14 protein-coding genes are annotated in these 12726 nt (G+C 54.6%); 11 read left to right on the plus strand and 3 right to left on the minus strand.

What is annotated here, in order from left to right; genetic code table 11:
* Positions 1-137 precede the first annotated feature (137 nt).
* From cyoA to SJY10_RS00210, 5 genes are read left to right on the plus strand one after another with little or no spacing between them, the layout of a single operon-like run.
* A complete protein-coding gene (cyoA, locus tag SJY10_RS00190) occupies positions 138-1136 on the plus strand; it encodes a ubiquinol oxidase subunit II (RefSeq protein ID WP_386679012.1) in 999 nt (332 codons plus the stop codon).
* Between the two features lie 3 nt (positions 1137-1139).
* The gene (gene cyoB / locus SJY10_RS00195) at positions 1140-3170 is read left to right on the plus strand and encodes a cytochrome o ubiquinol oxidase subunit I (RefSeq protein WP_386679013.1); all 2031 of its coding nucleotides are present in this window, start codon (positions 1140-1142) and stop codon (positions 3168-3170) included.
* A 5-nt stretch (positions 3171-3175) separates the two neighbouring features.
* Positions 3176-3802: a cytochrome o ubiquinol oxidase subunit III gene (gene cyoC, locus SJY10_RS00200; RefSeq protein WP_386679014.1), complete on the plus strand. Its 627-nt coding sequence runs from the start codon at positions 3176-3178 to the stop codon at positions 3800-3802.
* Positions 3799-4164, plus strand: a complete 366-nt coding sequence (gene cyoD / locus SJY10_RS00205) for a cytochrome o ubiquinol oxidase subunit IV (protein WP_386679015.1) — start codon at positions 3799-3801, stop codon at positions 4162-4164. The genes cyoC and cyoD overlap by 4 nt, the downstream gene beginning before the upstream one ends.
* Complete coding sequence (locus SJY10_RS00210; RefSeq protein ID WP_386679016.1) at positions 4164-4871, plus strand: SURF1 family protein; 708 nt, start codon at positions 4164-4166, stop codon at positions 4869-4871. The genes cyoD and SJY10_RS00210 overlap by 1 nt, the downstream gene beginning before the upstream one ends.
* A 4-nt stretch (positions 4872-4875) precedes the next feature.
* Here the strand turns inward: SJY10_RS00210 and htpX are convergent, their stop codons facing one another.
* Together htpX and SJY10_RS00220 are read right to left on the minus strand one after the other, a co-directional pair.
* Positions 4876-5781, minus strand: coding sequence for a zinc metalloprotease HtpX (htpX, locus tag SJY10_RS00215; RefSeq protein WP_386679017.1), 906 nt, complete (start codon positions 5779-5781; stop codon positions 4876-4878).
* Between the two features lie 141 nt (positions 5782-5922).
* Positions 5923-7071: a lytic murein transglycosylase gene (locus SJY10_RS00220; RefSeq protein WP_386679018.1), complete on the minus strand. Its 1149-nt coding sequence runs from the start codon at positions 7069-7071 to the stop codon at positions 5923-5925.
* Between the two features lie 308 nt (positions 7072-7379).
* Here SJY10_RS00220 and SJY10_RS00225 point away from each other — a divergent pair, with 308 nt between their 5' ends.
* The 6 genes from SJY10_RS00225 (at position 7380) to SJY10_RS00250 (ending at position 11552) form a co-directional block, all read left to right on the plus strand.
* Positions 7380-8132, plus strand: coding sequence for an amino acid ABC transporter substrate-binding protein (locus SJY10_RS00225; protein ID WP_386679019.1), 753 nt, complete (start codon positions 7380-7382; stop codon positions 8130-8132).
* Positions 8133-8135: 3 nt separating this feature from the next.
* A complete protein-coding gene (locus SJY10_RS00230) occupies positions 8136-8810 on the plus strand; it encodes an amino acid ABC transporter permease (RefSeq protein ID WP_386679020.1) in 675 nt (224 codons plus the stop codon).
* Positions 8807-9562, plus strand: coding sequence for an amino acid ABC transporter ATP-binding protein (locus SJY10_RS00235; RefSeq protein WP_386679021.1), 756 nt, complete (start codon positions 8807-8809; stop codon positions 9560-9562). Before SJY10_RS00230 ends, SJY10_RS00235 begins: the two co-directional genes overlap by 4 nt.
* Positions 9563-9841: 279 nt before the next feature.
* The gene (locus SJY10_RS00240) at positions 9842-10225 is read left to right on the plus strand and encodes a hypothetical protein (RefSeq protein WP_386679022.1); all 384 of its coding nucleotides are present in this window, start codon (positions 9842-9844) and stop codon (positions 10223-10225) included.
* On the plus strand, positions 10222-11094 hold the full coding sequence (locus SJY10_RS00245; RefSeq protein WP_386679023.1) for a CsgG/HfaB family protein: 873 nt from the start codon (positions 10222-10224) through the stop codon (positions 11092-11094). Before SJY10_RS00240 ends, SJY10_RS00245 begins: the two co-directional genes overlap by 4 nt.
* Complete coding sequence (locus tag SJY10_RS00250; protein ID WP_386679024.1) at positions 11091-11552, plus strand: hypothetical protein; 462 nt, start codon at positions 11091-11093, stop codon at positions 11550-11552. The genes SJY10_RS00245 and SJY10_RS00250 overlap by 4 nt, the downstream gene beginning before the upstream one ends.
* Here the strand turns inward: SJY10_RS00250 and SJY10_RS00255 are convergent.
* On the minus strand, positions 11549-12649 hold the full coding sequence (locus tag SJY10_RS00255; RefSeq protein ID WP_386679025.1) for a hypothetical protein: 1101 nt from the start codon (positions 12647-12649) through the stop codon (positions 11549-11551). The genes SJY10_RS00250 and SJY10_RS00255 overlap by 4 nt on opposite strands.
* Positions 12650-12726 lie beyond the last annotated feature (77 nt).

Raw genomic sequence — 12726 nt, forward strand, 5'->3', positions numbered from 1 at the left:
GACGCTAAATTAGCGATCAAAATACAAAGCGCCACCTTTTCCGGCCTTAAGGCCAAGATGTCACACCCGGTTCCGGTGTTAAATCTTGACGGGGGTGCTAAATGACCCTTCAGAAAGTTCCGATACCGGGGTCCACTATGTCTCATTCAGATCGTCGTTTGATGCCGCGCTTGTGGCGAACTGCGCTACTTGCTCCTTTTGTCATGGCACTTGCAGGCTGCAAGCTGACGGTCATGAACCCTGCGGGGGATGTCGCGTCGCAACAGGCCGATCTGATAATCTATGCCACTGTGTTGATGCTGATTGTGATTTTGCCAGTGATTGCGCTGACGATATTTTTCGCAATGCGCTACCGCGCGTCGAACAAGGAACGCACCTACGAGCCTGAGTGGGATCACTCTGTCAGTCTGGAGATTGTCATTTGGTCGGTGCCCCTTGCGATCATTATCATGCTGGCTGGTTTGACCTGGGTCGCGACCCATCGCCTTGATCCCTATGCCGATCTGACGCGGATTTCGGCCACCCAGCCGATTGACGAAAATGTTGCCCCGCTAGAGGTGCAGGTCGTCGCCATGGATTGGAAGTGGCTTTTTATCTATCCCGAGTACAACATTGCCACCGTGAACGAGATGGCGACGATTGTGGATCGCCCGGTCGAGCTGAAGCTGACAGCAACAACCGTGATGAATGCGTTCTATGTGCCTGACATGGTTGGCATGATCTATGCCATGGCCGGCATGGAAACCGAATTGAATGGTGTGCTGAACAGCGAAGGCACCTACGAAGGTTTCGCATCACACTACAACGGGACCGGTTTTTCCAAGATGCGGTTCGAGGTGCAAGCCCTTGACGAGGCCGGCTTTGCGGCTTGGGCGGAAACTGCGCAGTCCGCTTCGCAAGAGCTGACCCGCGAAACCTTTGCCGTGTTGAACCAGCCCAGTATCGACGATGACGTATCCTATTATGCCGGCGTCGAAGACGGGCTGTGGCGCCGCATTGTGAACATGTGCGTGACCGAAGGCACTATGTGCATGGATGAGATGATGATGATTGATTCAATGGGCGGCGGCGGCCTTGGGGGGATGTCGCATGGCGGCATGGACCATGGCGATAGCGCTGCGATGACAGGACACTGAACGATGGCTGATGTGACAAACGCTGTGGCGGGGCATTCCGCCGAAATCACCAATCAGGTGCACTGGTTCTGGGGCAAGCTAAGCTGGGATATTTTTCCATTCTATGACCCGCTGATCCTTGGCACTTTTATCGTTACGATCCTGCTCGGGGCCGGTGTTGTAGGCTTTTTGACCTACAAACGGCTTTGGGGCTATTTGTGGACCGAATGGTTTACCTCGGTCGATCATAAGAAGATCGGCATTATGTACATGATCCTTGCGACGGTCATGTTGATCCGAGGCTTTTCGGATGCGATTCTGATGCGGATTCACCAGGCGCTGGCTTCCGCTGGTATCCTCGAATTTCTGCCGCCATATCATTATGATCAGGTCTTTACCGCTCACGGCGTGATCATGATCTTTTTCGTCGCGATGCCGTTCATTACCGGATTTATGAACTATATCATGCCGTTGCAGATTGGTGCGCGCGATGTGGCGTTTCCGTTTCTGAACAATTTTAGCTTCTGGCTGACGTTTTCCGGCGTGGTTCTAATTATGATGTCGCTGTTCGTTGGCGAATTTGCCGCGACGGGCTGGCTGGCCTTTCCGCCGTTATCTGGTTTGGAATTTAGTCCGGGAGTTGGCGTCGATTACTATCTGTGGTCGCTGAACATTGCAGGTCTTGGAACGACTTTGTCGGGCATCAACCTGATCGTCACGATCGTGAAAATGCGCGCGCCCGGCATGACTTGGATGAAGATGCCAATCTTCACCTGGTCGACACTGGTGACCAACATCCTGATCGTTGCATCCTTCCCGGTGTTGACGGCCACCTTGGCGCTGCTGACGGCTGACCGTTATCTTGGGACGCACTTTTTCACCAACGATGGCGGTGGAAATGCGATGATGTATATCAACCTGATCTGGATCTGGGGCCACCCGGAGGTGTACATCCTGATCCTGCCTGTCTTTGGTATTTTTTCGGAAATCGTGCCGACCTTCACCCGCAAGCGGCTGTTTGGCTATACCTCGATGGTCTATGCGCTTTGCGTGATTACCATCCTTAGCTACCTCGTTTGGTTGCACCACTTCTTTACCATGGGTGCAGGCGCGGACGTGAATTCGTTCTTTGGGATCACGACGATGATTATCTCGATCCCGACGGGGGCCAAGCTGTTTAACTGGCTCTTCACCATGTACAAAGGCCGTATCCATTTCGAGCTTCCGATGATGTGGGTCATTGCCTTTATGATCACCTTTACCATCGGTGGCATGACGGGTGTGCTGCTTGCGGTGCCGCCAGCGGACTATGTGCTGCACAATTCGCTGTTTCTGGTCGCGCACTTCCACAACGTCATCATCGGCGGCGTCATCTTTGGCATCTTTGCCGGTATTAACTACTGGTGGCCTAAGGCGTTCGGCTTCTACCTTGAAACCTTCTGGGGCAAAGTCAGCTTTTACGGCTGGGTCGGCGGGTTCTGGGTGGCGTTCATGCCGCTGTATATCCTTGGCCTGATGGGCGTGACCCGCCGTCTGAGCCAGTTCGAAGATACGTCCTATGCACCGTTGTTCGCTATTGCTGCAGTGGGTGTGTTCATGATCGCTGTCGGCGTGCTGGCCTTTGTTGTCCAGATCGTTGTTTCGATCAGGAACCGCGATGCGCTGGCTTGCGGCAACGATCCATGGGAAGGGCGTACGCTGGAATGGTCCACAACATCGCCGCCGCCTTACTACAACTTTGCGCTGACACCGCGGGTTTATGCGCTGGATGCGTGGCAGCACATGAAGGAAAATGGTGCGACTGCACCGGCAACAGGCTTTGTTCCGATCCATATGCCAAAGCCGACAGCAAGCGGGCTGGTCATCTCTGGCTTGCTTACCGTGATGGGCTTTGCGCTGGTCTGGCACATCTGGTGGCTGGCACTAGTCGGATTTCTGGCATCCGTGGCCTGGGGCATCGCCCATACCTTTAACTACGATCGCGACTACCACGTCCCCGTAGACGAGGTGACAGCAATCGAAACCGGCCGCGCTGTGGCCGTTCCGGCGGAGTAAGCAATATGGCAAACCCAACCCATCCCGCCGTACCTGAAGACGGCTTCGCATTCTATGTGGCGGAAGATGAACACCACGAGCCGAGCACGATGCTGGGTTTCTGGATCTATCTGATGAGCGATAGCCTGATATTTGGCATCCTGTTTGCGGTTTATGCCGTTTTGGGTGCTAACTATGCCGCTGGCCCGGCACCGTCCGACCTGTTCGAGATCGAAAAGATACTGCTGGCGACTATCTTTTTGCTGTTGTCGTCCATCACCTACGGCTTTGCCGTGATCACGATGCAGGAAGGCAAGCAAAAGGCGATGACCCTTTGGTTGCTCGTCACCGGTCTTTTCGGGCTTGGATTTCTGGCGATGGAAGTGATGGAGTTCATGCATCTGGCCCACCTTGGGGCGGTGCCGGGTGTCAGCGCCTTTCTGTCGTCGTTCTGGTTCCTGGTCGGCACCCACGGTTTGCATGTTGCAACGGGTGTAATCTGGCTGGTGATCCTGCTGGTGCAAGTGCAACGTCATGGTCTAACGGCCGCAAACAAACGCCGCATTCTTTGTTTAAGCCTGTTCTGGCATTTCCTTGATCTGATCTGGATCGGCGTCTTTTCTTTTGTTTATCTGACCGGGGTCCTGCTATGAGCGCTGAACACCACGATACACACGAGGCACATGGGTCATACCGATCCTACATTATCGGCTTCGTCCTTTCAGTTGTCCTGACAGCGGTTCCATTCTGGATCGTCATGGCAGAGGTGGACATTCACCTGTGGTTAGCTTTGTCGATCATCTTTGGCCTTGGCGCCGTTCAGATCATGGTACACGTGGTTTACTTCCTTCACGTGACGGTAAAGGCTGAATCCGGCTGGCAGGTTATGTCGCTTGCGTTTACCGGGGTGCTTTTGCTGATTGTTCTTGTCGGTTCGATCTGGGTGATGACGCATCTGAACAACAACATGATGCCCCAGCATGAGCAGATGGAAATGATGCGCAACGCCGGATAATGGATACGCGCCGTCCCTTCTGGGTCGATGCCTTGATCCTGATCCTGGCCGGTGGACTTTTCGCCGCGATGATTGGGCTGGGCAATTGGCAAATGCACCGTCTGGCATGGAAGCTGGACCTGATTGAACAGGTCCAAACCCTTGCTTTTGGTGATCCGGTGCCGGCACCGACCGCGCCGGATACGCCGGAATACCTGCGTGTTCAGGCGCGCGGTACATTTGACCACTCAGCGGCAATACGGATCAAGGCGGTGACCGAGGCTGGTGCCGGTTTCTGGGTCATGACGCCGCTGCAGACTGCGGACCAGACCATCTGGATCAACCGCGGGTTTGTGCCGTCCGGTCTGGATTCGGACGACTGGACGCAACCAGGCGGGCAGGTGCAGGTCACCGGCCTTGTGCGCGCCGATCAGCCAGGCGGGACGTTACTGGAGTCCAATAAACCGGGCGAAAACCGCTGGGTGTCAGCTGATCTGACTGTGATGAGCAACGCCGCACATATCGGTAATGCACAGCTGGGCTATTTTATAGACGACGAAGCAGATGGCGGTGCCGACGTTTGGCCGCGCGGCGGTCTGACACGGATCGAATTTCGCAATAGCCATCTTGCCTATGCGATAACCTGGTATGCTATGGCGCTGATGTTTTTTGCGGCAATTGTCGGGGTTACCTGGTCGCGGATCAAAGGCCGCAGGATCAACGCATAAGGCGTCAGGTCCAGGGGCCGCTTTTCCGGTTTCTGCGCACCAGCGGGATACGGCTGGCGGGCACGGTCTGCGCTGGTGTTGTGCCGACCATCGCGCGCAACGCGGCCACCCGGTTTTCAGTCGCCGGATGTGTTGAAAACAGCTTGTCGCGGCTGTGGGCGTGCAGTGGATTGATGATGAACATATGGGCCATCGCGGGATTACGCTCTGCCGCGGGGTTGTCGATCCGGGTTGCGCCCTTTTGTATCTGCTCTAATGCAGAAGCAAGCCACATGGGATTGCCGCAGATTTCGGCACCGATCCGGTCCGCTTCGTATTCGCGTGACCGGCTGATGGCCATCTGGACCAAAGCCGCCGCAACCGGCGCAAGAAACATCATGGCTATCGTGCCGATGATCCCCAAACGCTCTCTTGATCCGCCGAAGAACAAAGCAAAGTTTGCGAGCATGGAAATCGCACCTGCGAAGGTTGCGGTGACAGTCATGATAGCGGTGTCGTGGTTTTTGATATGCGCCAGCTCGTGCGCTACAACGGCAGCCACCTGATCGCGGTCTAGCGTTTGCAGCAGACCTGACGTGACCGCAACGGCGGCATGTGACGGACTGCGCCCGGTGGCAAATGCATTGGGTTGCGGTGTGTCGATCAGATAGACGGCCGGCATGGGCAGGTTCGCATTCCGCGCAAGTTCCGCGACCATTGCATGAAGCCCCATCCGGTCATTCGGTGGCACGGGCTGCGCATTATGCATCCGCAGAACCATTTTGTCCGAATTCCACCACGTGAATGCGTTCATCGCCAATGCGATAACAAAGGCAATAACAAGTCCGCCGCCGCCGCCCAGCAAATAGCCGATGCCAACAAACAGCGCCGTCATGGCAGCCATCAGGATCGCGGTTTTGGTATAGCCCATGATATGCCCTTCTTAGTGGTTCCCCATCCATATGGTGGATCTGGTGGAATTTGAAAGTGGGCGGGCGATGTGCCATTATCGCAAAACAGTTCGACCGACAGCGCGGCGTGAATCGCCGACGCTGTCAGGGCTATATCTGCTTCAGCGAAGCATGCGCAGCAGGTCCAGCGACGGATCGCCTGTAACTGCAAGACCGTTATTCTGCTGATAGGCAGAGATAGCCGCACGCGATTTGGATCCCAGCACGCCGTCGGTGCCGCCTGTATCGTACCCGGCAGCTGTCAAACGCGCCTGCAACTGCTTGCGCTGGTCGGATGTGAAACCAAAGCGGTCGGGGGGGAAACGCCCTTGGATCGGACCTGCGCCAGCAATCCGGTCCGCCAGATGTCCGACCCCGATCGCATAACTGTCAGAGTTGTTATAGCGTTTAATCGCATTGAAGTTCGGCCCGACGGCAAAGGTCGGTCCGCCTGCTTGCGGCTGAAGGCGCCGCGTACCGAACGCAGCGCCGGGCGAGCCTTCTTCGCCGCCCCAGGCTTGCCCACGCTGCCAGCCGGATCGGGCCAGATATGATGCCGTGCTGGCCAAGGCGTCGGTGGGGTCATCGGCCCAGATGTCCCGGCGCCCATCACCGGTAAAATCAACAGCGTAGGCCAGATAAGACGTGGGAATAAATTGTGTATGGCCCATGGCACCCGCCCAACTGCCGGTCATCTGCGCCGGAGTCGTATCGCCATTGTCGAGGATCTGAAGCGCAGCAACCAGTTGGCTTTCAAAAAACGCGCCCCGCCGTCCGTCAAAAGCAAGCGTGGACAGGGCCGACACCACCGGCACATTGCCACGGCGCTCGCCGAACATGCTTTCAAGCCCCCAGACAGCGGTCACGACATGCGCCTCTACGCCGTATCTAGATTCAATCTGCGCCAAAACATCGCGGTAGCGCGCATAGTTGGCCCGCCCCTTTGCAACCCTTTCGTCCGATGCCGCGATGGCAAGGTATTCCTCTAGCGTGCGCGAAAACTCTGTCTGGTTGCGGTCGCGTTCGATGACATCGGGCAGGTAACCTGCCTGCGCAAACGAGGTGGAGATGGTCGCTGCAGATATCCCTTTGGCGGCAGCACGGCTTTTGAAACTGGCGACCCATGCGTCGAACGCTGGGTTAGGGACGGCCTGCATCACAGGTTCCGGCGCGCGCGCCGAAACTACGGATTTGGCAGCTGGTCTGCCACCGCAAGCTGAAAGAAGGGCCATCATAGCCCCTGTTGAAAATACACGCCGTGTTGTCAGCATTTTGCTGTTCCGCCTCATTGTTCTTTGCCGCCCATCCTAGCGGAAATTTCCGGCATCGCAAAGGATGCGCACGATTGCGGCGATTGCCTGCGCATCAACAAACTTTGCCGGGCACATTCATGGTGAAATCCGATGGGTGCGTCATTCGCCGCTTCGTCTTGGACCCGATACTGTTCCCAAATCAAACGGAACTATGGAACAGTGTCCCAAATTTCCGCATGCAAATACAACGTTGAACCTCTCTTTGCTGGCACCATTGAAGCCGATGCCATTTAGGTTACTTGCAGGGCAAGAGAATGGAGAAAACGATGAAAAAGTCTTTGACCATCACAGCACTTGCGCTGTCTGCTACTGTCAGTGCTGCCGGGGCGGAAACATTAAATGTCGGTATGTCCGGCGGCTATTTCCCCTTTACCTTTGTTAAACTGGACGAGCTGCAAGGGTTCGAGGTCGATTTCATAACTGCGATCGCCGCAGAAACCGGCGACGACGTCAATTTCGTAACAATGTCCTTTTCCGGGCTGATCGGTGCGTTGGAGACAGGCAAGATCGACACGATTGCGAACCAGATTACCATCACGCCAGAGCGTGAGGCGAAATTTGCGTTCTCTCAGCCTTACGTGTTTGACGGTGCGCAGATCGTCGTCAAAAAAGGTAACGAAGATAGCATCACGTCAGTGGACGATTTAAGCGGCAAGACAGTTGCCGTGAACCTCGGGTCTAACTTTGAGCAATTGCTAAACGAGTTGCCGAACGCAGCAGAGATTGATATCCGCACCTATGAAAGCAATATTGCGCAAGATACAGCACTTGGCCGCGTCGATGCTTTTGTTATGGACAGGGTATCTTCGGCGCAGTTGATCGCTGAAAGCCCGCTACCCTTGGCATTTGCCGGCAAACCGTTCAGCGAAATCCGCAATGCCCTGCCGTTCCGAAATGACGATGAGGGGGCGGAGCTTCGCGACCGGTTTGACGCAGCGATCACCACGCTAAAGGAAAACGGCACACTTGCTGACATCTCTCAGAAATGGTTCGGCACCGATATATCGGTCGCGGAATAAAACATGAGAGCACTGGATCTGGAATATATGTGGGACCTGGTGCCCATTTTGCTAGGATACATTCCGCTTACGCTTTTCATGGCGCTGGTCGGAATGTTCTTTGCATTGATACTCGCCTCGCTCATGGCGGTGGAACGTGTATTCCGTGTGCCAGTGCTTGATGTATTCGTGCGTCTGTTCATCAGCTTTTTCCGTGGCACGCCTTTACTGGTGCAATTGTTCCTGTTTTATTACGGGTTACCCCAAGTGCTATCGTTTTTGACCACCATCAATGGCGTCACGGCGACGATCATGGGCCTGACCTTGCATTTTTCGGCATATATGGCTGAAAGCATCCGGGCGGCAATTCTTGGCGTAGATCGTAGCCAGTGGGAAGCGTCCGAAGCTGTCGGGATGACGCAAACGCAGATGATGTGGCACATCATACTCCCGCAAGCCACGCGCGTCGCGGCACCGACACTGGTCAATTATTTCATCGATATGATCAAAGGCACATCGCTTGCGTTTACGCTGGGGGTTACGGAATTAATGGGTGCCACGCAAAAAGAAGCTGCCGGAAGCTTTCTGTATTTCGAGGCATTTCTGGTCGTCGCGGCAATATATTGGATCCTGGTAGAAGCGCTGTCGTATTTGCAGAGGCACTTGGAAGTTTACTTAAACAAGGCTTACGCAAGATGACGTCAGAAGCTGCCATTTCCGTTCAAGGGTTAAGCAAATCCTTTGGAAAGACATCAGTCCTTACAGACATTTCGCTGGATATCGCGCCAGGTGAGCGGGTGGTCGTTATTGGTCCATCCGGAACCGGAAAATCGACCTTGCTTCGCTGCTTGAATTATTTGGATCGCCCGGACAACGGGGTGATACGCATTGGCGACCTTACGATAAATTCAGCCACGGCATCGCGATCGGACATCTTGCCAGTCCGGCGCAGAACGTCGTTTGTGTTTCAAAACTACGCGTTGTTCGCGAATAAAACAGCCAAAGGGAATATCACACAAGCACTGGTCACCGTCAAAGGTTGGTCCAAAGCCGATGCCAACATGCGCGCAGATGACATTTTGCGCGAAACGGGTCTGTTAGACAAAGCAGGTTCATATCCTGCCGCTCTTTCAGGCGGGCAGCAGCAGCGCGTTGGTATTGGGCGCGCAATGGCGCTTGATGCCGATCTGATGTTGTTTGACGAGCCGACATCAGCATTAGATCCCGAATGGGTTGGTGAGGTGCTGGATTTGATGCGGCGGGTGGCCCAAAATCGGCAAACGATGCTGATCGTAACCCATGAAATGCAATTTGCACGCGAAATAGCTGACCGCATCGTTTTTATGTCCGATGGCCAAATTATAGAGCAGGGTACGCCCGAGCAGCTTCTTGAAGATCCGCAAGATGCGCGCACGAAAGCCTTTTTAAGGCGCGTCTTGACATCGGCTTAGGCTCAAAATGACGCTTTGAATGCCGCGCTTGGTTTTCAGTTGTCGAAACCCAATAGCAAACCTGCTGAATCGCCGCAAAGGCGTTTCACTGTCGCGACTGTTGAAGTCGCGTCATAAAAACTGTTGCGTGGCGGACACGGTTTGACGCGCGCTGTGTGAAAATAGGTCCGGTTTGACCCAGTTCGTGCCGTATTTGTATAAATTTTTTAAAAAGAATGCTCTGATCTGTATTGCAGTATTAAACGACAAATTTTTTATAATTTGGGGTGGAGCATGGCTATGTCTAGGTTTTTGACTGCCACATGCGTGGCGTTTGGTGCATTACCGGGTTTTGTTTTTGCAAATGGGTTAGGTGAAGGAAGGCCATGGGACTTTCGTACGCCGTCAGAACAACAGATATTGCTATTAGGAGAGCAGACACGACTTAATTTTCTTGCTTACGACCGTGATAGTGTCGCGGCCGGGGCTGCGGCAAGCGGTCAAACTGGAAATTCGCTTTCTATCGTAATTACCGGCAGTGGTAACAATGTAATTGATACCGGTCAGGACAACAATGGTGACCAGACGATCCAGGAAGCGAACGACACTGGCGTAAATGCAATATCATCGGATCCAGATGCTGCGATAGCTGATGCCGCCGCAAGGCTGAAGGATCTTAAATGACACATTTAACAACACTTTATAGGTCATTTTCAGGTGTATGTGCGGTCGCCGCCCTGGCGGGTTGCACCACTTTGCCGCCGCAACTTGGTCAGTCGCGCCCAGTCTATAATGGTCCAATTCCGATTGTCGTTGCAACGCCTGCCGACACGGCGTTGGAATGTCTTTCATTTACGCCAGAAGTACGCAATAGCAATCGGGTCTTTTCGGTTCATCTAATATCGGATTTAACCCAAAAAATAGAGATCGATGCTGCGGGTGCATATATTCCACGGGATACGGCAGGGATGCTTGTGACGTCACTGTCGCGCGCCGGTGTAAATCAGGTAAATAGAATAAATACCACTGTGACGGAGTTTGAAATCAGCCGTGCCCGCGAGCAAATTCTTGGGGACGGGCGCTCTACGGTAGTGGAAGGGGAAATTCTGCCATACCGGCCACTGGAAAGGGGATCGCTGCGCGGGTCCGATGTGGTGATTGACGGGGCAATTACGCAATTGGATTTCAACACCTATTCCGGCGGTTACGAAGGGTCGTTCTTTGGGCTTCGCGGCGGTCAACGAAACTTTGCTCTGACGGTTGCAGCTGATCTGCGGGTGACCGACACACGTTCTAGTGAGCTATTGATGGCCGAGGCGTATTCAAAGCAAGCCGTCGGACGAGAAGTTTCAGGCTCTGTTTTTCGGTTTTTCGACAACGAGCTTTTCGATGTTCAGATTGGATCGAAAAGCCAAGAGGGATTGCACGCAGGTATTCGATGGATGTTGGCTGAAGCGGCCTATGACATCGTTGCAACGACCGTAAAGCATGACGGAAGTTGCGACCAATATCTGCCGCAAAATCGGTTGCAGCCGGTCCCGGTGGCGCCATGATACGATCGTTCATTCTGGCGGTTGGTGCCGGTGTGTTCGGCACGCTGGCAATTGCGCAAACCGCTGCGCCTCCTGCGGCAGAAGGCGGTACACAAACCACGTATGATCCCACGCGGTTTCTGGAAACGATGGTTAATTATCGCCGGCTTGCCTTAACCTGTGAAGGCACGCTGCCGGGGTCGCCGCTTGCGGATTCAGACGAAATATCGGCCTTCTTTCAGACGCTTGGTATGGCAGAGCCGCGGGCGATAGATGCGCAGTTGCAGCGGCTGACGAAAAAGCTTGTCCGGGCGCAGGCGGCGTCGATCTGTGCGGAACGCCTCGCGGAAGGCGCGGTTATTTATGGCGAAAGTGCCCGGGTCTATACGCAAAACAAACCTGATGCATGGCCGGCTGCCCCGCGGATCAGCGCGGGTCCATGGTGTGCGTCAGTAACCTGTGCAGAGCTGTCGTTCTAGCGGTTAATCGTCGCCGCATTTCCAACCTGGCTGTGCGTGCCGAGGCGTGTTTGCACCGTCTGCGTCTGATTGGCGGTCTGGGCCGCGCGGACCGTCGTATCGGACTGCGGTCTGTCTGTGTTTTGGATGTCCAGTAGATTGACGATGTTGGTGCTGGAATGGGTATATTCAGAAAGGGCGCTGGACATATCTGCAAGCGTGGCTCCCTGAAGGTGGTTTTTTACGGTTTGGTTGCCGTTCGAAACCTGCATTAATCCTTCGACACGTTTGGCGCTGACGAAGTTTGCAATATTCAGGCCGCTTTGATTGACCCGGTCCGGTGTATGCCCATTTTGCGTCGTCACGGTATTGCGCACGATCTGGCTGCCGTTAAAGACGCGCGCGACATTGCGCACATCGTCAGCCATCAGCACGTTGCCGATATTGGTGCCGTGTTGTTCGATGCCGTTGGGCAGCGCAGTGCCGTAATCGAGGTGGGTCAGGTTGTCGACGCGTTGGACAGTGTCGGATGGGAACAGTTGTTCACCAGATCCGATCGACACGTTTGCCAAGACCACGTTGGCCGTGTTGCGGCCCGTTTGAACAATGCCGTTTAGACTCGCGGACGGATTGGACACTAGGTTTTCGACAATCTGGTTCGCACCGGGGCCAAAGGACTGGCGAACGGCATCGACCTGATCCGCGATGACGATATTCGCAATATTCTCACCAATTTGGTTGGTGTTCGTCAGGGTGTCTGGCGTCAATCCTGACACGACGTTGCGGGCAATTTGATCGCCAAGCATCGTTTGATCGACACTTGTGATGACTGCTTCGGATGCAATCAGCAAATTGACGGCGTTCAAGATGGACTGGTCGACTGATCCGTTTCCATCCGCCACTGTGCCTTCGTGGTCAGAGTTTAGCGCATCATGTGGCGGTAAAATTTGACCGATGCCGCCACCGTTCAAAAGCAGCGTCCGGCGGGGAACGATTTGATTTGTGGCGGTTTGCATGCCGATCCAATACTGATCCACCGACAGGCCGCCGCTGACATCTTCTGCCGCGGCAGAGGTCGTTATGCCGACAAAGGCTATGACCATTCGCATAGGCTGCATGGGACCGGACCAGTTCAGAAATTTAAAGGGATGTGCGTGGCGGGTGCGGGGCGGCGATTTACCCGCCGCCCCCCGTG

The organism is Loktanella sp. R86503 (assembly GCF_042466455.1).
In the GTDB taxonomy this organism is placed as follows: Bacteria; Pseudomonadota; Alphaproteobacteria; order Rhodobacterales; family Rhodobacteraceae; genus Loktanella.

Coding starts and splice junctions, on each gene's coding strand:
- SJY10_RS00235 (WP_386679021.1), top strand. CDS start 8,807: ATGACGTCAGAAGCTGCCATTTCCGTTCAAGGGTTAAGCAAATCCTTT.
- htpX (WP_386679017.1), bottom strand. CDS start 5,781: ATGGGCTATACCAAAACCGCGATCCTGATGGCTGCCATGACGGCGCTG.
- SJY10_RS00230 (WP_386679020.1), top strand. CDS start 8,136: ATGAGAGCACTGGATCTGGAATATATGTGGGACCTGGTGCCCATTTTG.
- cyoC (WP_386679014.1), top strand. CDS start 3,176: ATGGCAAACCCAACCCATCCCGCCGTACCTGAAGACGGCTTCGCATTC.
- SJY10_RS00245 (WP_386679023.1), top strand. CDS start 10,222: ATGACACATTTAACAACACTTTATAGGTCATTTTCAGGTGTATGTGCG.
- SJY10_RS00255 (WP_386679025.1), bottom strand. CDS start 12,649: ATGCAGCCTATGCGAATGGTCATAGCCTTTGTCGGCATAACGACCTCT.
- cyoA (WP_386679012.1), top strand. CDS start 138: ATGTCTCATTCAGATCGTCGTTTGATGCCGCGCTTGTGGCGAACTGCG.
- SJY10_RS00210 (WP_386679016.1), top strand. CDS start 4,164: ATGGATACGCGCCGTCCCTTCTGGGTCGATGCCTTGATCCTGATCCTG.
- cyoD (WP_386679015.1), top strand. CDS start 3,799: ATGAGCGCTGAACACCACGATACACACGAGGCACATGGGTCATACCGA.
- cyoB (WP_386679013.1), top strand. CDS start 1,140: ATGGCTGATGTGACAAACGCTGTGGCGGGGCATTCCGCCGAAATCACC.
- SJY10_RS00250 (WP_386679024.1), top strand. CDS start 11,091: ATGATACGATCGTTCATTCTGGCGGTTGGTGCCGGTGTGTTCGGCACG.
- SJY10_RS00225 (WP_386679019.1), top strand. CDS start 7,380: ATGAAAAAGTCTTTGACCATCACAGCACTTGCGCTGTCTGCTACTGTC.
- SJY10_RS00240 (WP_386679022.1), top strand. CDS start 9,842: ATGTCTAGGTTTTTGACTGCCACATGCGTGGCGTTTGGTGCATTACCG.
- SJY10_RS00220 (WP_386679018.1), bottom strand. CDS start 7,071: ATGCTGACAACACGGCGTGTATTTTCAACAGGGGCTATGATGGCCCTT.